General features: G+C 70.4%; 11 protein-coding genes and 4 pseudogenes. 5 read left to right on the top strand and 10 right to left on the bottom strand.

The genetic code is table 11. From position 1 onward, the window contains the following. Window positions 1–146 precede the first annotated feature (146 nt). Both QNO07_RS24145 and QNO07_RS24140 read left to right on the top strand, forming a co-directional pair. Window positions 147–962 carry a hypothetical protein gene (locus QNO07_RS24145; protein ID WP_283994459.1) on the top strand — a complete coding sequence of 272 codons (816 nt, stop codon included), beginning with the start codon at window positions 147–149 and terminating at the stop codon, window positions 960–962. Continuing rightward, the gene (locus QNO07_RS24140) at window positions 880–1,437 is read left to right on the top strand and encodes a hypothetical protein (protein WP_283994458.1); all 558 of its coding nucleotides are present in this window, start codon (window positions 880–882) and stop codon (window positions 1,435–1,437) included. The genes QNO07_RS24145 and QNO07_RS24140 overlap by 83 nt, the downstream gene beginning before the upstream one ends. 213 nt (window positions 1,438–1,650) lie before the next feature. Here the strand turns inward: QNO07_RS24140 and QNO07_RS24135 are convergent, their stop codons facing one another. From QNO07_RS24135 to QNO07_RS24125, 3 genes are all read right to left on the bottom strand, one after another. Continuing rightward, window positions 1,651–2,190 (bottom strand): hypothetical protein, encoded by a 540-nt coding sequence (locus QNO07_RS24135; RefSeq protein WP_283994457.1) that lies wholly within the window; start codon window positions 2,188–2,190, stop codon window positions 1,651–1,653. Window positions 2,191–2,252: 62 nt separating this feature from the next. Beyond that, entirely contained in the window at window positions 2,253–3,734 is a 1,482-nt protein-coding gene (locus QNO07_RS24130; protein ID WP_283994456.1) for a hypothetical protein, read from the bottom strand. 18 nt (window positions 3,735–3,752) lie between these two features. Beyond that, on the bottom strand, window positions 3,753–4,241 hold the full coding sequence (locus tag QNO07_RS24125; protein ID WP_283994463.1) for a hypothetical protein: 489 nt from the start codon (window positions 4,239–4,241) through the stop codon (window positions 3,753–3,755). Window positions 4,242–4,372: 131 nt separating this feature from the next. Between QNO07_RS24125 and QNO07_RS24120 the strand changes: the two are divergent. Both QNO07_RS24120 and QNO07_RS27600 read left to right on the top strand, forming a co-directional pair. Continuing rightward, window positions 4,373–6,271, top strand: a pseudogene (locus tag QNO07_RS24120) (AAA family ATPase); the annotation flags it as partial. A gap of 79 nt (window positions 6,272–6,350) precedes the next feature. Further along, window positions 6,351–7,226: pseudogene (locus QNO07_RS27600) on the top strand (3'-5' exonuclease); the annotation flags it as partial. A 39-nt stretch (window positions 7,227–7,265) separates the two neighbouring features. On the opposite strand, the gene QNO07_RS24105 reads toward QNO07_RS27600, so the two are convergent. Beyond that, window positions 7,266–8,918: an N-6 DNA methylase gene (locus tag QNO07_RS24105; RefSeq protein WP_283994455.1), complete on the bottom strand. Its 1,653-nt coding sequence runs from the start codon at window positions 8,916–8,918 to the stop codon at window positions 7,266–7,268. A gap of 335 nt (window positions 8,919–9,253) precedes the next feature. Continuing rightward, window positions 9,254–9,670 (bottom strand): annotated as a pseudogene (locus QNO07_RS24100) (CGNR zinc finger domain-containing protein); the annotation flags it as partial. A 3-nt stretch (window positions 9,671–9,673) separates the two neighbouring features. On the opposite strand from QNO07_RS24100, the pseudogene QNO07_RS24095 reads away from it, so the two are divergent. Continuing rightward, window positions 9,674–9,940 (top strand): annotated as a pseudogene (locus QNO07_RS24095) (epoxide hydrolase); the annotation flags it as partial. 207 nt (window positions 9,941–10,147) lie between these two features. Here the strand turns inward: QNO07_RS24095 and QNO07_RS24090 are convergent. The 5 genes from QNO07_RS24090 to QNO07_RS24070 form a co-directional block, all read right to left on the bottom strand. Continuing rightward, window positions 10,148–11,593 carry a glyceraldehyde-3-phosphate dehydrogenase gene (locus tag QNO07_RS24090; protein WP_283994453.1) on the bottom strand — a complete coding sequence of 482 codons (1,446 nt, stop codon included), beginning with the start codon at window positions 11,591–11,593 and terminating at the stop codon, window positions 10,148–10,150. Window positions 11,594–11,705: 112 nt separating this feature from the next. Then, the gene (locus QNO07_RS24085) at window positions 11,706–12,392 is read right to left on the bottom strand and encodes a hypothetical protein (protein WP_283994452.1); all 687 of its coding nucleotides are present in this window, start codon (window positions 12,390–12,392) and stop codon (window positions 11,706–11,708) included. Between the two features lie 156 nt (window positions 12,393–12,548). Continuing rightward, entirely contained in the window at window positions 12,549–14,042 is a 1,494-nt protein-coding gene (gene hflX, locus QNO07_RS24080; protein WP_283994451.1) for a GTPase HflX, read from the bottom strand. 149 nt (window positions 14,043–14,191) lie between these two features. Next, window positions 14,192–15,772, bottom strand: a complete 1,581-nt coding sequence (locus tag QNO07_RS24075; RefSeq protein ID WP_283994449.1) for a M1 family metallopeptidase — start codon at window positions 15,770–15,772, stop codon at window positions 14,192–14,194. A gap of 202 nt (window positions 15,773–15,974) precedes the next feature. Beyond that, on the bottom strand, window positions 15,975–18,056 hold the full coding sequence (locus QNO07_RS24070; RefSeq protein ID WP_283994447.1) for a RelA/SpoT family protein: 2,082 nt from the start codon (window positions 18,054–18,056) through the stop codon (window positions 15,975–15,977). Window positions 18,057–18,070 lie beyond the last annotated feature (14 nt).

The raw sequence follows: 18,070 nt of genomic DNA, 5'->3' as shown, positions 1-18,070 counted from the left end.
GCCAGCGATCAGTCACACGATCGAGCGATCACGAACCGAGGAAGATCGGACTTAACGTCCACTGAGTGACGGCATCCGGTCGTCCTACGCTCCGACAACGGATTACGGCGCCCTTCCGCACCACGAGTACTCGACAGAAGTGTCCCTTGCCCTTCCCACCCGGTGACATCGTCGCCGCCTTCGGCAGGCACCTGCACTTCAAGCGTCTGGAACAGGTCCTGTGCGGCCGTCATCCCGAGCTGGCCGACCGGGTGCACTTCGACGACGCGAACCTGCTGATGCATCTGAAGGTCACGTTGTCTGGCAAGCAGTCGGTCGCTCTGTCGCAGGTGCGCATGGGGCACACGATCGTCTGGACGGTCGTGGATCCGGTGCTGAACAGTGATCCGTCGATCTGGCCGCCGGACACGCCCGACGAGGTACTCGTCGACGCCCTGCACGCCGTGGCATCCTCGCACCTCACCGGCGTACCGGTTGCCACACCGTGGCGCTGGAACGAGAGCGAGCCGTCCGAAATGACCGAGCTGGCCGACCTCCTGGACGCACGGGGTGTGCGAGTACGGCGCGTGGCAGCAGGCAACGGCTACCTCCCGTACGGCCCTCGCCTCTCGCCGAAACTCGACATCGTGCGCGAACGCGACGGCAGCTTCGTCGAGGCCGAGTTCCCCGACGCGTTGGTACGCGTCTCAGTCAAGCCCGCCCTCGGCTGGCTGGTGGATGTATACCTCGCGGAACGCGGGGCTTGGGCTTGTGTCGATCTGGCCTGGAACCTGTGGCGCAGCACCCGGCCCGCGCCGGGTGTACCCCGTACGGCCGCGTCGGTGGTGGACATCGCCGACGTGCTCGAAGGGACTGGAGACCTGGGACCTGGAGGTGTCCGTGCCGTACGAGCCGACCGGGCACGCAAGACCGGATTCCATCGAGCGCAGGTCGGCGCGGCAGGAGGCCCTCTTCGCAGATGAGCCCGCTCTGCCCGAGTGGCCGGCGGACATCGACACCGATCTCGGCCAGCTCGCCGACGTTTCCGCGCCGAGGGCACCGCGGCGCCCGGCCGACCCTCGGCACATCACTGACACGGTTTTTGAGCAGCTGACGGCACTCGGCTTCGGAGATCTCGAACAAGGGGATGCCGATCAGCCCATCCGGTCGGAGGCATTCCACATCGAATGGCACAGCCGGTCCAACAAGTTGTCCACTTCGGAGGTTCAGCGGCTCAACGGACTGGCTGCGGCGGCCGGTGAGGACGCACCCAAGCGGCTCATCGTGATCACGACGGCCGGTATCAGCCGCCCGGCAGCGGCCTTCACCGACACTGCCAAAGCGTTCGTCTTTTTCGTCGACCGCACAACGCACAAGCTGATGGCCCTGAACTCACGTTCCCACGAGGCGCTTCTTCCTCGTGGGAACCCGGCCGAGCGACAGTTGGAATGCTGGTAGGCCGCGAGCCCGAGGCCATTGCGTCGCGGGGCGCAGGAAGGCTACCGACCAACGGCAGCCCTGCGCCCTCGAAACTCACACGGACAGCACACGCCAGCCTGTCGGCAGCGCCGGACCTAGCCGTGTCCGCGGTGAAGGCCACGTAGGCCAGCAGGGCATCTGTGATGCCGAGAGCGTGAGCAGCCGCTGGCACGTGCCCTGCTCCTGGCGGCGCTACTGGCCCACGCCGCCACTCGACCTGACGTAGATCCTCGTGCTGCCCGGTTCGAACCCATGGGCGTAGATGGTGACGCAGCTACGCAGATGCTTGCCTTCCGGGGTCTCCGTGTCCTCGGGGCAGAGAGCGGTTCGCACCAGGTTCGAGCTGATCGTCTCCGGCTCCGTCAGCCCCAGGTGCGTGAACGGGGCGTCCCCCTTGTAGGCGTCGTGCTTGGGAGCGATGTTGGCAACCATCTTGGTACCTTCGGGCACCATCCGGGCTAGGTAGTCGTTCGCGGTGTCCTCGGGCAGGGTGAAGGCCAGGATTCCGGTGTCGTAGCGGGAGTTGCTCTTCACCCCGGCCTTCGGGTCCGTGGCCTTCTCAGGGATTCTGATGCCGATCCGCTCGCTGAGGCCGGCGGGAGTGACGCCTTTCTCCCAGCAGCACTCCTTGTCCTTGGCCGCCGTCTCGGAGAGAGTGCGGTCGGCGAGCAGTGCCACGGCTGCGACGCCCCCAGCCACGGCCGCGAACACCACACCGAGGACGATGATCACCCTGTACACGCTCGCCGGCCGGCGCGTCCGCTTCGGTGCCGGAGCTGCCGTGGTCGGTCGGCTCAACGCTTTGTCCTCTCTCTGCCCGGGTCCTGCCTCGTGCCTTCGCGGCCGGGATCGTCCGGCGCGGGCAGCGGGTCGCTGCTCGACGTCTCAGAGCCGAGATCGTAGTGCTTCGGGGAACTGCTGCCCTGCATGTCGAACTCCTGGGCCAGTCCGGTGGTGTGAAGCCGCCCGGGCTGGCCGTCCGGAATGCTGAGCGGGCCGATGCCGACGCCCTTCCCCTCGTCCCAGTTGTAGCGGTCCCAGGCGTTGACCTGGTAGTCGAGCCCGACTTTCGGCACGCCGTCGGCGCCGGGCGCCACGGTCACCACGCCGGTGACGTTCGTACGGGTGGAGCCGATCGCGTAGAACCAGTTCTCCTGCGTGTCCTGGGAGAAGCTGTAGTCGTTGTTACCGGTCTCCACGGAGAAAGTGACGGGTCGGCCGCCGTTGCGCCGGAACTCCTCCAGCGCCTGCTCCCGCCACTCGTCCTGCTTCTCACGGATCGCCAGCTCGGCATGGACACGGAGCCCCTCGTCGTCATGCAGCATCTTGTCCACGGGGAGGTCCAACGGCTCTCCCGTGTTCTCGAGGTAGTGCTGCATGTGCCGGGAGGCATCGTTCAGGCCCTTCCAGTCTGAGCCAGAGGCGAGCATCCTCATCTTGTCCTTGGTCATGAGTTCGGTGAAGGTGGGCTCCTCCGCCCCATACCGCCCCGAGCCCCTGTCAGGCGCGATCTGCTTGACCGTGGGAGTGAGCAGTCCGGCTGCCAGCAGATCCTCCTTGCGCGCCTTCCACAGCTCGGCACGCGACTCCGGGCTCAGCGACTGCCAGAGCCGCCGCAGCTCGGCCCGCTGCCCGCCGTTCGCATCCTCACCGAGCGAGGCGAGCTTCATCGCACGCGGCAGCTGGTCCTCATCGAGCGAGGTGTACGACGCGTGGCCGGCGTTGTGCGGATCACCGCCGTGGGACTTGCGCAGGGCGCGGGTGGCCGCGGCATCTACCTCGGCAGCGTGGGAGACCAGACCGGTGAGGGTGTCGGCGTACCACTGCATCCTGTCCTTGGTGCGCTGCGAGGTTCCCTCCACGTCGCACACCGCCTCCATGACCTTCACCGTCCCGTTCCCGCCGTCCGTCACGAGCAGGCCGGGGTCAGGGTCGGGAGATCTGCCCGGGTCGCCCTTCCGCGCCTCGTCAGTCAGGGCCTTCGCCTTCTTCTGGATCTGTGAAAGCTCGGTGTGGGCGTCCGCGAGTACCGCGTGGATGCTCTGGGCCTCCTTGTGCAAGTCACCGAACTCCTTGGCGGTCTTACGCACGAAGTCCCTGGTCACAGCCGCGTTGACGCCCTTCCAGCGGGCCGCTTCGGACTTCTTCAGCAGACCGTCCCTGGCGTCGGTCTGAAGCGTGGCAAGGTTCCCGGCCATCGCCTTCCAGTCGGTGACGGCGGTGCTCAGCCTGCCGAGGTCCAGCGCGATGAGGTCGGAGTAGGTGAAAGCGCCCATCGATGTAACACCGTCCCGTCAGCGCACGTAGGTGGAGATCTCGGAGGCCGGCACGGCGCTCCCGTCCCGGCGGCGAAAGGAAGCCGCGATTGCCGCGTCCTCGTTGGCGTGCAGCTTCTTCGAGTAGTCCAGGTGGTTCGAGATGTGGGCACACATCTGCAGGACGGTCTTCACCTGTGCGTTCCACACCGACAGCGTGGTGTAGAGCTCGCCGCCCATGGCCAGGTTGCGATCGGCGAGTTCCCTGGCCGCCCGCGCGGTGGAGCCCGCGCCGTCCCGGTCGGCACCCGCACCTGCGATGTCCGCCTTTTTGTGCAGCTCGCCGTGGAGCAGGAATGCCTCGTGGCCGACCGCCCCGAGATCGTCCTGCGTGACCACCAGATCCTTGTCGCTCTCGCCACCAGCGTTGCTGCCGGATCCCGGCTCCAACTGGTTGAGCCTCGTCCCCTCGGACTGGCGCTGCCGTGCCTCCGAGACCAGTTGGGCCCACTCGTCGCCGAACGTCATCGTCTCCCCCGTTCCGATCACCGACTGCCGGGCAACGTTAGCAACAGCGCCGAAGATGCACACAGTTGCCGGCTTGGAGCCGCTACCGAGACCCACGCTCCTGCGTCGCGCCCGGCACCAAGGAACCGAACATGAGCCACCAGTCCTCCGAGACCCCTCCTGACACCGCAGGCTCGCTTCGCGAGCTCCTTCTCAGCCGCCTCGCCGACGCCGGCTTGACCCCTGAAGCGCGGGATCTGTTGATCGAACTGCTACCGGAGGAGGTCGGGAGCAGCGGGGGGCGGACCGGTCCCGTCCAGCTCCGTTCCATCACCGCGGCCGGCTGGCGCGGTATCGGGCCCCCGGCCACGCTCAAGCTGCCGCCGGGGCCCGGCCTCGTAGTCGTCGCCGGGCCGAACGGGTCCGGCAAGTCGAGCTTCGCTGAGGCCGCCGAAACCGCGATCACGGGGCGCAACTCCCGCTGGGAGGGACGGCGGGCCGGTGACTGGCAGAAGGGCTGGCGCAACCTCCACAGTCCCGAGGTCACCCCCGAGGTCTGCGTTGAACTGTCGGTGGGAGAGGCAGCCGAAGCCGTCACCGTGCGGCGAACCTGGCACGGAATGAAGCTCGAGGAAGCACTGACACGGGTCGAGGCACAGGACGGCTCGGAGCGGAAGTTGGAGGAGGTCCTCGATGGCGGCGCACTGGAGCTGGCCAGGCCTTTCCTGCCGTACAGCGAGCTCGGCTCGATGATCAACGGAACGCTCGGCAACCTGCACGACGCCTTCTTCAGGCTTCTCGGGCTTGAACTGCTCGCCGAATTCGACGCTCGAGCCAGGGACGCCGTGAGCGAATACGACAAGGCGGACAAGGCTGGGAAGGCCCTCACTGCGAAGCTCCTCGACGACCTCTCCGGAAGCGACGACCCCAAGGCCCGTGAAGCCGCATCAGCACTGTCCGGCACCACACCGGATCTCGTACGGGTGCGGGCGCTGCTGGAGAGCCGTTCACCGGCGTCCGAGGCCGCACTCTCCAGGCTCCGGTTGTACGCGAGCCTCGCAGGGCCGGACCTTCGGGAGGTCAGCGGAGCCGTTGCGCGGCTGCGGGAGGCCGCCGCCGACGCCGAGGAAGCCCGGTACGGCAGTGCCGAGGACTCCCGCCGTCTGGCCCGGCTGCTGGGTGCGGCGCTGGATCACCATGGCCGTTCCGGGAACACGGACTGCCCGGTCTGCGGCAGTGAAAACCGGCTCGACGGGGCGTGGGCTGTTCAGGCACGGGCCGACATGGAGCGGCTCCAGGCGGAGGCGGTCGCTGCCGAAGCCGCCCGGGAGGCCGTGGCGACCACCCTGCGGGCGGTCCACGATCTTGTACAGCCGGTTCCGGTGTGGCTGCGCGACGAGGACACCCCGCTTGTGCCGGTCTGGCAGGAGTGGGCGCTGTGCCGGGACATCACTCACCCGCGGGAACTGGCGGACCGGGCCGAGCGCGCGGCGGCGGTCCTGGACGACGCGTGTCGGCAGGTGCGGGAGGACCACATCAGGCGGCTCTCCGACCACAACGAGGCGTGGCAGCCGGTAGCCGTGCGGCTCGCCGAGTGGCTGGGCGTGGCGGAGGCCGCCGAGGCGGCCCGCGCCCGCCTCCCGCATGCGCGGAAGGCCCGCGCGTGGTTGCGACCGATCATCGACGAGCTGCGCAACGAACGGCTGCGTCCCTTCGCCCTGCGGTCCCAGGAGGTCTGGCGGCTGCTGTGCGAGCACAGCAGCGTGAGCCTCGGGTCGGTCACTCTCGCGGGAACTCCCGGGCGCGGCAGGGTCGTTCTCGATGTCTCCGTGGACGACATGGCGGCCCCTGCGTACAGCGTGATGAGCCAGGGGGAGCTGCACTCCCTCGCGCTCTCCCTGTTCCTGCCGCGCGCAACCCACGCGGAAAGCCCGTTCGGGTTCCTCGTCATCGACGACCCGGTGCAGTCGATGGATCCCGAGAAGGTCGAAGGACTGGCCCGGGTACTCGACGCCTGCGCCCGTGACCGGCAGGTGATCGTCTTCACCCACGACACCCGGCTCGCGCAGGCCGTCGATCACCTCGGCATCCGGGCGACAGTCCTGCACATCACGCGCGGCACCGACTCCGTGGTCGGCTGTCGAGTTGTTCGAGTCGATGCTGCGTGCCCAGCAGGCCACCACGCACCTGGGGGTGTGCGCGCGCGCCGCCGACCTCCTGGCCGGGTCGTCCCCCACGCACGACCACGTCGTCGTCGACGAGGCGCAGGATCTGCACCCCGCGCAGTGGCGTGTCCTGCGCCGCGCGGTGGCGCCCGGCAGCGACGACCTGTTCCTCACCGGCGACCCGCACCAGCGCATCTACGACTCGAAGGTGTCGCTCGGCTCGCTGGGCATCTCCGTGGCCGGCCGCAGCCACCGCCTGCGCATCAACTACCGCTCCACGGAGGAGATCCTCGGCTGGTCGACCGGCATCCTCAGTCCGGTGTCGGTCGACGACCTGGGCGGTGAGGGCAGCGACAACCTGGCCGGGTACCGCTCCCTGCTGCACGGCCGGAGGCCCCACGTGGACGGGTACGGCTCGGAGCAGGCAGAGGTCACGGCGCTCGTCGAACGTGTCGAGGGCTGGATCAGCCAGGGCATCCGGCCGTCGGAGATCGGGGTGTGCGCCCGCTTCAACGTGCTGCTCGACAAGGCGTACGACAGGCTGACCGCGGCCGGGATTCCGGTGGTCCGGGTCAGGGACACCCCCGGGCCCGGCGTGGACGGCGTGCGGCTCGCCACCATGCACGCCATGAAGGGGCTGGAGTTCCGCTGCGTCACCGTCCTGGGGGTGACGGCGAGCGCGGTGCCGTTCGCGCGCGAGATGACACCGGCGAACGTGGACGCGCTGCAACGCGACTCGGACCTGCTGCGGGAGCGGTGCCTGCTTTTCGTGGCGTGCACACGTGCGCGGGAGGCCCTGACCGTCACGTGGAGCGGGTCGGCCAGTTCGTTCGTGCCGTGAGCGCGCCGTTGTACCGGGCGAGCACCGCGACGCTCCCCGTCAGCTCTCCGGGGTGAGCGCGCCGTTGCCCAGTCCGTCCCGTGCCAGTGTCGCCGCGTCCTGGCTCAGCTCCACCACCCTCCGCGCCCGCTGCTCGAACTCCTGCAGCGCGCGGAAGGCCATCCCGTACCGCCGCTGCTCGGTGATGTCCATATGGGGGATGCGGGCGCCCTTGCCGTCGAGCCGGAAGGTGCCGCTGGCGCTCGTGGAGCGCCGGGTGTTGGCCGCGCTGCGCAGGAAGCCCTGCAGGTAGTCGGTGTCGAGCTGGTCGCTGATGGAGACCGGCTCCGGGTCGCCGTACTCGACGAGCCCCGCACGCGCGAGGTCGGCGACGCTGACGGTGGGGCCCTCCAGTGAGCTGGGGCCGTCGCCCGCGGCCAACGCCGGCAGCAGCTCCGCCAACATCCGCACCTGCTCGGCCAGTTCCTGCCGCAGGGTCTGGTACTCGACCGCGTAGTCGCGGTGGGAGTCCTCGACATGACGGCCGGGCGTGAGATCCACGGCATCGTCGAGCAGATCGACCAGGGGGACTTCCGCCATCCGGTCGGGGCCCGGTTCGAGTGAGCCGTCCGGATCGCCCGCCGTCAGATCGACCATGCGGACGCTGGTGCTGCTGTCCTCCGGGGTCCGTGGTCGCCGCAGGTGCCAGAGGTGGACCGGAAGCGCGTGCGAGGACGCCGAGCCCGACGGGAGGGCGGTGATCTGCGTGACGATGCCCCGCCGGACGAGTTCGGCGCGGATCCGGCGACCCGCCTTGCGGTAGGCCACCGAGGCGGGCAGCACCATGAGGACACGACCGCCGGGCGCGGTGTGCGCATACGCGTGCTGCAGCCAGGCGAGCTCGCCCTCGGCGCGGGAGGGGGTGCCGAACTCCCAGCGCGGGTCGAGCAGCAGACCCTCACGCCCCCAGTCGGGTTCGCCGACCGGCGGATCGCAGATGACCAGGTCGGCCCTGAGATCCGTCCACCGGTCCTCGCGCAGGGCGTCCCCCGCGACGACACCGACCCCGGTGTACCCGGTGAGGTCGGCCCGCAACTGCGCGAATAGGGCGCTGCGGGCGTCAAGGTCCTGGCCGTAGCGCTTCGGCCCCTGCCGAGGACCGACAGCCAGCAGCAGGCTACCGATGCCGCAGGCCGGGTCGAAGAGGGTCGCGTCGGACGCCACCTCACCCGCGAAGTGGCGTACGGCACGGATGATGCGCGGTGAGGTGGTCTGGTCCGACCCGGCTCGGCGCACGGAGTCGGTGAAGCGCTCGGCGAGGGCGCTCACCGCCTCGCCCGCACCACCGCTGCCGGCCAGTTCCCGCGCGAGCCGGTCGACGTCCGCCGGAAGCTCCGCGGGGCCCTTTCCCTCGGCAAGGAGGCAGGCGACGTCCAGGAGCCCGCTGAGCGTGTCGTCGCCGTAGGAGCCGCGCAGCGCCTGCCACAGCTGCACCTCCACGGACACCTCCTGCCCCTTGCGCTGCCCGTCCAGCCAGGTCTGCACCTCAGCCAGGTCGAACAGCGGACTGTTGGCACCGCCTCCTGCCGGCCTCGGGAAGTCGTCGTAGCGTCGCCGCCAGTTCGAGACAGCGGCCCGGGTGACGCCTGCCAGCCTGGCGATCTCGGACCCGGTGACCAGGGGGCCGGCCTGTCGGGCGGGGGTGTCCGTCATACGGCAACCGTACACAGCACACCACCCACTATCAACGCAGACATTCGTTGACGACGTTAACAGCGCGGGTCGGCGGGCGTCCCGCAGCAAGTTCCAAGCGCCACTTGTGTCGTGGCTCTGCAGCCCCACTCTGGTCGAGCACCGGGACCGGGTGGTGCCGACCGCCGGACGATCCGGTTTCTTCAGGGCGGATGACGGTACCCGCATCGCCTACGCCACCCCCGACTCGGGGGCGCGGCTGCGGCCTGTCGGACAGGTCCAGGGGGCGAGTGGCCGACGGGCCGGTCCACGGTTGCGCCACCTCCGAGGCCCACTTGCACGCACCGAGGTAACGGTCACTTCGTCGATCTGGGGTTTTTGCGCTGATTGGCAATGAAGCGTGCCTTCTTCTGACGATTCCCGCACGTGTTCATGTCGCACCACTTGCGGGTGCGACTTTGACTGGCGTCGAAGAAGGCGGCTCGGCAGGTCGTTGATGCACACAGGGCCAGTTTTCCGTCTCGCTCGCCTGCGATGAGGCTGATCGCGTCGGCGGCGATCACACTGAGGGCATCCTCCACACTGGCAGCCGAGCTGAGCCGCCATCGCCGCTTGCCCTCGGGCGTCAGGATCGCCGCGGCCCGACCCTGAGTGCTGCAGTCATTGATGGCTTGGACAGCAGACGCAGGGAGAGCGTCCTGGATCGCGGCCGCTGTCGCGGCGGCGTGAATCGACTCCCTCAGCTTCCTGGCGAGGTCGAGCTGGGCGGCGGTCCGCGGACCGGCGCATCGGCGGCCCGCATCTACTACGAAAGCCACAACTCGCTGGACCCCGAACTTCGGGTCGACGTCCCGTCAGCGATCAGCATGTATCCGTGCAACATCGAGAAGTGCCCGCGCCCCTGGGCCCAGGAGCGGTACCGGCAGATCGTCCGATGGATGTCGCCCGAAGTCGGGGGACATTTTCCGTCACTGGAGGTACCCGACTACTTCGTCCAAGATCTGCAAGAGAGCCTTGCGGCAGTGCTGGCCGCCAGGCGGTGATCGGGTGCCGGCACCCGATCACCGCCTGATCCGGTTCAAGGCGTTGCCCGACGGCTTCCAGGACGAGCTCATCGAGACGGCGGAACGTGGTCAGAAATGGGCGGCGAAGGGCGTAGAGCCTGTCGAGGTCTTTCGGATGGCAGGCGTCGGCCCCGTCCCGGCCCCGGCGACGCTGACGGCCTCGCCGGGGGCCGGGTACGCCGTGGCTCAGGCCACCGGCGCCGGGTAGGTCGGGTACTCCACGCCGGAGACGTGCTGGACGACGCGGATGACCTGGCTGGAGTAGCCGAACTCGTTGTCGTACCAGAGATAGAGGATGGCGTCGTCGCCCTCGACCTTGGTGGCGCCGGCATCGACGATCGAGGCGTGGCGGGAGCCGATGAAGTCGCTGGAGACGGCGTCCGGGGCGCTGATGAAGTCGAGCTGACGCTTCAGCGGCGAGGACAGCGACACCTTGCGGAGGTAGTCCAGGACCTCCTCGCGCGTGGTCTCGCGGGCGAGCCGCAGGCTGAGGATCGCGATGGAGACGTCCGGCACGGGAACGCGGATCGAGCTGCCGGTGATCCGCGCGTTGAGGTCCGGCAGCGCCTTGGCCACGGCGGAGGCGGCACCCGTCTCGGTGATGACCATGTTCAGCGGCGCCGAGCGTCCGCGGCGGTCGGAGCTGTGGTAGTTGTCCAGCAGGTTCTGGTCGTTGGTGAAGGAGTGCACGGTCTCGACGTGCCCGCGCAGCACGCCGTACTCGTCCGCCATGGCCTTCAGCGGCGGAACGATGGCGTTGGTGGTGCAGGAGGCACAGGAGATGATCTGCTCGTCCGGCTTGATCATGTCGTGGTTGACGCCGTGCACGACGTTGAGCACGTCGCCCTTGCCCGGCGCGGTCAGGACGACCTTGGAGATGCCGGGCCGCAGGTGCTGCGACAGCCCCTCGCGGTCGCGCCACTTGCCGGTGTTGTCGATGAGGATGGCGTCCTTGACGCCGTACCGGGTGTAGTCCACCGCCGAGGGGTCGTCGGCGTAGATCACCTTGATCGCGTTGCCGTTGGCGATGATCGTGCTGGTCGCCTCGTCGGCGGTGATGGTGCCCTGGAACTGGCCGTGGATGGAGTCGCGGCGCAGCAGCGAGGCGCGCTTGACGATGTCCTGCCCGGCTCCCCTGCGCACGACGATGGCGCGCAGCCGCAGGCCGTTGCCGGAACCGGCCTTCTCGATGAGCAGGCGGGCGAGCAGGCGGCCGATGCGGCCGAAGCCGTAGAGCACGACGTCCCGCGGCTGGCCGCGCTCGATCTTCTGGTCGCCGGTCGCGCCGGCGACGGCCTCGGCGGTGAACTCCTCGACGCTGAGCCCTCGGTCGTCGGCCTTGTACAGGGCGGCGAGCATGCCGAGGTCGACCTGGCAGCAGCCGAGGTCGAGCGTGGTGAGGGCCCGCAGGAACGGCATCGTCTCGGTGACGGAGAGTTCCTCACCGGCGATCTGTCGGGCGAAGCGGTGGGTCTTGAGGATGCTGACCACCGACTTGTTCACCAGGGAGCGGCTGTGGAGCAGGACTGTCACGTCCCGTTCCCGGTGCAGCTTCCCGATGATCGGAATCATCGACTCCGCGATTTCCTCGCGGTGCTTCCAGTTGGTGAACGCGTCTTCGTTGACAGTCACAGGTTTATCTTTCGAGCTAGGCGGTGCTCATATGTTAACCCGCTCTTCGGAGCGGGTTAACGGCGGCCCTCAGCGGGACGCGCGAGGGGGTGAGCGTGCCGCGAGCGGCGGGTCAGCGGCCGGACCACAGCACCGCGACGCCCAGGAGGGCTGCGGCGAGCAGCACCACCCAGCGGCGGCGGGACGGCGCAAGATCGGCCGGGCTGCTGTCCTGCGGTGGTCGCAGTTCTGGGTGGCGCTTCATGAGCGTCAGCAGGTCGGCCGCCCGCCGCGCCTCGTCGGGCCTGCGCAGCAGGCGGCTCAGGAGGCCCGGGAGGAACCTGCCCACCGTGCGGTCCCGGTCACCGTCGCCGTCACCGACCACCACGGCCCCCAGGTACACCGACTTGACGCGGGTGAAGTCCTGCCAGGACAGGAACCGCGTGCCCCAGGCGTTGCGTACCCAGACACCGGAACGGCCCGCCGCCAGTGACCAGTTGGCGAGTGAGCAGGCGAAGTGCAGCCAGGTGGCGACCAACATCGCCCCGAACACCAGCCGGGGCGTGCCGCTCAGCGAGACCTCGTACAGGTGCACCGAACTGGCGGTGATGAGAGCCAGGTTCACGCAGCACAGGACGGCCAGCAGGTGGCTGCCCACACCGGCGCTCCACCCGACGGGTTGGGGCAGCGGCCCGGTTGCCTCGGCGAGCGCGTCCAGGCGGCGGCGCTCCTTCTGCCGTCGCGGCCGCCTGCGATCGTGCGCCCGACCTCTGCCGGCCCCCGCCAGTCGCGCCCACCACGCGGGCTGTTCCCCGTGCATCGCTCCCCCTCGTCACCGGGCACGGCACACTCCCGTCCGGTGCCTGCCCGCCGAGGAGCGTAACCGGTGTGCGTGCCGCACACGGCGGGCAGAGCCCGCAAAAGGGCAGAGCCCGCGCCCCCCGAAGGGGTGCGGGCTCTGCCGGTGGACTGCGGGTCAGCCGCGGGCGGGAAGGTACTGGCGCAGCTCGGCGGCCAGCTCCTCGTGCACACGTGCCTTGAGCAGCGTGCCCTCACCGGTGTGCTCCTCGGAGAGCAGTTCGCCCTCCGCGTGCACGCGGGAGACCAGGCCGCCCTCGGTGTAGGGCACCAGGACCTCCAGCTCGACCTCGGGCCTGGGCAGCTCGTTGTCGATCAGGGCGAGCAGCTCGTCCATGCCCTGCCCGGTGTGGGTGGACACCACCAGGGCGTGCTTCTCGTTGCGCAGCAGCCGCTGGAGGACCAGCGGGTCCGCCACGTCGGCCTTGTTGATGACGACGATCTCCGGCACGTCCGTCGCGCCGACCTCGCGGATCACCTCGCGTACCGCGGCGAGCTGCTCCTCGGGCACCGGGTGCGAGCCGTCGACCACGTGCAGGATGAGGTCGGACTCGCCGACCTCCTCCATGGTGGAGCGGAACGCCTCGACCAGGTGGTGCGGCAGGTGCCGGACGAAGCCGACGGTGTCGGCCAGGGTGTAGAGCCGCCCGCTGGGCGTCTCGGCCCGGCGGACCGTCGGGTCCAGGGTGGCGAACAGGGCGTTCTGCACCAGCACGCCGGCACCGGTGAGCCGGTTGAGCAGCGAGGACTTGCCCGCGTTGGTGTAACCGGCGATGGCCACCGACGGCACCTTGTGGCGGCGCCGCTCCTGGCGCTTGATCTCGCGGCCGGTCTTCATCTCCGCGATCTCCCGGCGCATCTTCGCCATCTTCTCGCGGATCCGTCGCCGGTCCGTCTCGATCTTGGTCTCACCGGGACCGCGGGTGGCCATGCCACCACCGGCCGAGCCGGAGCCGCCACCGCCCATCTGGCGGGACAGCGACTGACCCCAGCCACGCAGCCTGGGCAGCATGTACTGCATCTGGGCCAGGGCGACCTGCGCCTTGCCCTCCCGGGACTTGGCGTGCTGGGCGAAGATGTCGAGGATCAGGGCGGTGCGGTCGACCACCTTGACCTTGACGACGTCCTCGAGGTGGATGAGCTGGCCCGGGCTGAGCTCACCGTCGCAGACGACGGTGTCGGCGCCCGTCTCCAGGACGATGTCCCGCAGTTCGAGTGCCTTGCCGGAGCCGATGTAGGTGGCCGGGTCGGGCTTGTCCCGCCGCTGCACGAGGCCGTCCAGGACGAGCGCGCCGGCCGTCTCGGCGAGCGCCGCCAGTTCGGCGAGGCTGTTCTCGGCGTCCTGGGCGGTACCGGAAGTCCAGACGCCGACCAGCACCACACGCTCCAGGCGGAGCTGCCGGTACTCGACCTCGGTGACGTCCTCGAGTTCGGTGGACAGACCCGACACCCGGCGCAGGGCGGCGCGGTCGGCGCGGTCGAGCTGGTCGCCGTCACGCTCCTCGCCGTCCTCGATGCTCCACGCGACGTCCTCTTCCATCAGGGCGTCGGCTCGGCGGTTCGACTCGGCGATGCGCTGGCCTGGGTGCGGAAGAGAAGAAGAGGAGGTCATTGGATCCTTCACGTCGATGGAGTGGTTCGTGTACGGGGTCAACGCCGTCGTTCCGCGGAACATTCCCGGCGCCGTCCGCACCCTGAGATGGTCGCACGGCACCGGGCGGCGGTCATCCGAATTCCCGCGCCCGCACCCACTCCGGCGCCCTACTCCCCGGTCCGCCGCTCGCCGGCGGCCCGGGCGGCGGCGTCCTCCAGTTCCCGGGCGCCCGCAGGCCCGCCGGGGGCCGCCGCTCCGCCGGACGGGCCACCCGGGGCGGCCGACGGGCCGGTGCCGCCGGCGGCCCAGTCGGGGCGTCCGGGCATCGGCGGCGTGGTGCTGCCGTGCAGCCACTCGTGCAGGAACGAGGTCAGGTCCTGGCCGGACACCTCGTTGGCCAGGTCGACGAAGTCCGCGGTCCCGGCCACCCCGTCCCGGTGCCGCTCCACCCACTCGCGTTGCAGCTTGTCGAAGGCGGTGGCGCCGATGCGCTGCCGCAGCGCGAAGAGCACGACCGCGGAGCCGTCGTAGACGATCGGCTGGAAGATGCTGATGCGGTCGTCGCTCTGCGGCGCCTTCAGCGCCGCCGGCGGCCCGTACCTGCGGCGCCACTCGTCGGACGCCTGGTAGGCGGCCTTCACCCGGCGTTCCATGGCCAGGCCGCCCACCTCCTCCGCGTAGCGCCACTCGTACCAGGTGGCGTGGCCCTCGTTCAGCCACAGGTCGCTCCAGCGCCGCGGGCTGACGCTGTTGCCGAACCAGTGGTGGGCCAGCTCGTGCACCATGATCGACTCGCGGTACCAGTCCGGATAGCCGGGGTTGGTGAAGAAGTCCAGGGAGTACAGGGAGAGCGTCTGGGTCTCCAGGGCGAAGCCGAAGTCGGCCTCGGCGGCCAGCACGCCGTAGGTCTCGAAGGGGTAGTCGCCGACCTGCTGCTCCATCCACTCCAGCTGCCGGGGCGTGCGGGCGAGCCACGGCTCCAGCTTGTCGCGGTGCCGGCTCGGCACGACGTCCCGCAGCGGCAGCCCGCGCGGCCCGTCGCGGTGCACGACGGTGGACCGCCCGATCGCCACCTGGGCCAGTTCGGTGGCCATCGGCTGGGCCGTGCGATACGTCCAGGTGCGGTTCTTGCCGCGGACCGTGCGGATGACCGGACGCCCGCTGGTGACGGCGGTGTACTCCTGGGGCGCGGTGATGCGGAAGGTGAACAGCGCCTTGTCCGAGGGGTGGTCGTTGCCGGGGAAGACCCGGTGGGCGGCGTCGGCCTGGTTGGCGAGGACCAGGCCGTCCCGGGTGCGGATCCAGCCGGTGGGCTTGTCCCCCTCGGTGGGGCTGGTGTGGCGGATGTCGACGGTGAAGGTGCTGCCGGCGGCGACCGGCTCGGCCGGGGTGACGACGATGTCCTCCCCCGCCTGGACCGACTCGGCCGCGCCGCCGTTGACGCGGACCGAGTGGACGCGTCCTTCGGAGAAGTCGAGGTTGAACGTGTCGAGCGCGTCACCGGTCGCCTCGGCCTTGATGCGGGTGCGCGCCTGGAGGTCGTCGGTGTTGTCGCCGCTGTAGCGCAGCGAGATGTCGTAGGTCAGCACGTCGTAACCGGGATTGCCGAGGTGGGGGAAGAGCCGGTCGCCGATGCCGAGCGGTTCGGGCGCCGGGACCGCCACGGCGATCAGGGCGAGCGAGGTGACGGCGACCGCCGTGGCGGTGGCGGTGCGGCGCAGCGCGGCACCGTTGCGGGGGGTGACCATGGTCCACCGCTACCAGCCGCCGGGGTGCCCGAGCGGGCGGCACGTCAGCGGCCCACCTGATCGGCCCATCAGGCCGCGGCCCGGTACACCCGGCCGGGGTCCGCAACCCGCCGGGGCAGGCATCCGGGCTCAGCAGGCGGGGCCGATACGGACGGGGCCATACGGACGGGGCTCAGACGGACGGGGCTCAGACGGACGGGGCTCAGACGACGGGCCGGGTGGCGCGGATGACGTCGTAGACGCCCGGCACGTTGCGCATGGCGCGCATCAGCGCCGGCAGTCCCGTGGCGTCGGGCAGGTGCAGCGTGTAGGTGTGCCGCACACGTTGCTGCCGGGGCGGTTCCACGTCGGCGGCGATCACGGCGGCGCCCTGCACGGCGATGGTCTCGGTGAGGTCGGCCAGCAGCCGCGGTCTGCCGAAGGCCTCGGCGAGCAGCGTGACCCGGCAGCCGGAGTCACCGGGCTGCCAGCGGACCGGCAGCGCGTCGCGGCCGGCCGCGGTCATCCGGGCGACGGCGTCGCAGGTCTCCCGGTGCACGGTGACGGTGGAACCGCGCACCGCGAACCCGGCCACCGCGTCCGGCGGCACCGGTGTGCAGCAGCGGGCGAGCCGCACCTGGCGGCCCGGCAGCCCCACCGCGACGGCGGCGCTCTCGGCGGCCCCGGCCACTGCCCGGTCCTGGCGCGGCGCGGCGTCGCCGGGTACCGGCGGGAGGGAGTCGGGCTGGCGGTCGGCGGTGCCGCTCTCGGGGTGGGTGTCGAGCCAGCGGCGGATCGCGATACGGGCGGCCGGGGTGCGGACGTGGTCCAGCCACTCCGGCGAGGGCCCCGAGGCGCCGTCGGCGGCCATCAGCAGTTCGAGCGCGTCGCCGTCGCGCAGCGTGGTGCCCAGTGCGACGAGCCGGCCGTCGACGCGGGCGCCGACGCAGCGGTGGCCGTCCGCGCCGTGGCGGGCGTAGGCGGCGTCGACGCAGCTCGCACCGGCGGGCAGGTGCAGGGTCGCGGAGTCGGCGGTGCTTCCCGGCGCGGCGCAGTAGACGGTGATCTCGCGGTCCTGGGCGAGGTCGTCGCGCAGCTCGGCCCAGAAGGTGTCTGGGTCGGGTGCGTGGCTCTGCCACTCCAGCAGGCGGGACAGCCACCCCGGTCGGGTGGGGTCGGCGCGCTCGCCCTCGGCGACCGGCTCGTCCGGGCCGGTCGTGCGGTGCGGGTCGCCCAGGGCGATGACCCCGGCCTCGGCGACGCTGTGCATGCGCCGGGTGCGGACGAGGACCTCCACGACGCGGCCCTCCGCGTCGGCGAACGCGGTGTGCAGCGACTGGTAGAGGTTGAACTTCGGTACCGCGATGAAGTCCTTGAACTCGGAGATGACCGGTGTGAAGCAGGTGTGCAGCTCACCGAGGACCGCGTAGCAGTCGGCGTCCTCGGTGACGAGGATCAGCAGGCGCCCGAAGTCGCAGGGGCCCAGCACACCGCGGCGGACGGAGGCCCGGTGCACGGAGAGGGAGTGCCGCGGCCGGATGTGCACGGTGGAGGTGATCCGCGCCTCGCGCAGCACCGAGCGGACGGCGTCGGCGGCGGTCTCCAGCGGGTCGGGCTCGGCGGCGTGCGCGCTGATCAGCGCCTGGGTGCGGGCGTGCTCCTCGGGGTGGAGGATCGCGAAGACGAGGTCCTCCAGCTCCGTCTTGAGCGCCTGCACGCCCAGCCGCTCGGCGAGCGGGATGAGCACGTCCTTGGTGACCTTGGCGATGCGGGCCTGCTTCTCGGGGCGCATCACGGTGAGGGTGCGCATGTTGTGCAGGCGGTCCGCGAGTTTGATCGACATGACGCGGACGTCGTTGCCGGTGGCGACGAGCATCTTGCGGAAGGTCTCCGACTCGGCCGCGGCGCCGTACTCGACCTTCTCCAGCTTGGTGACGCCGTCGACGAGGTAGGCCACCTCCTCACCGAACCCGTCCCGCACCTGCTCCAGGGTGAGGTCGGTGTCCTCGACGGTGTCGTGCAGCAGGGCCGCGGTGAGCGTGGTCGTGCCGGCGCCGAGCTGGGCCAGGATGAGGGTGACGGCGAGCGGGTGCGTGATGTACGGCTCGCCGCTCTTGCGCATCTGCCCGCGGTGCGAGGACTCGGCCAGCAGGTACGCGCGGCGCAGTGCTCCGAGGTCCGCACCGGGGTGGTGAGCGCGGTGGGCCTGGGCGACGTGCTCGATGGCGTGCGGCAGGCCGCCCCGGGCGGCGGTGCCCCGCAGGGCTGCCCGGCTGAGCTTGCGCAGGCTGGTGACCGCGCTCATGGGCAGCCTCCTTC

Origin of the sequence: Streptomyces sp. 549 (assembly GCF_030124175.1) — a bacterium.
Lineage (GTDB): Bacteria > Actinomycetota > Actinomycetes > Streptomycetales > Streptomycetaceae > Streptomyces.
This window is presented reverse-complemented; position numbering and strand designations above follow the sequence as displayed.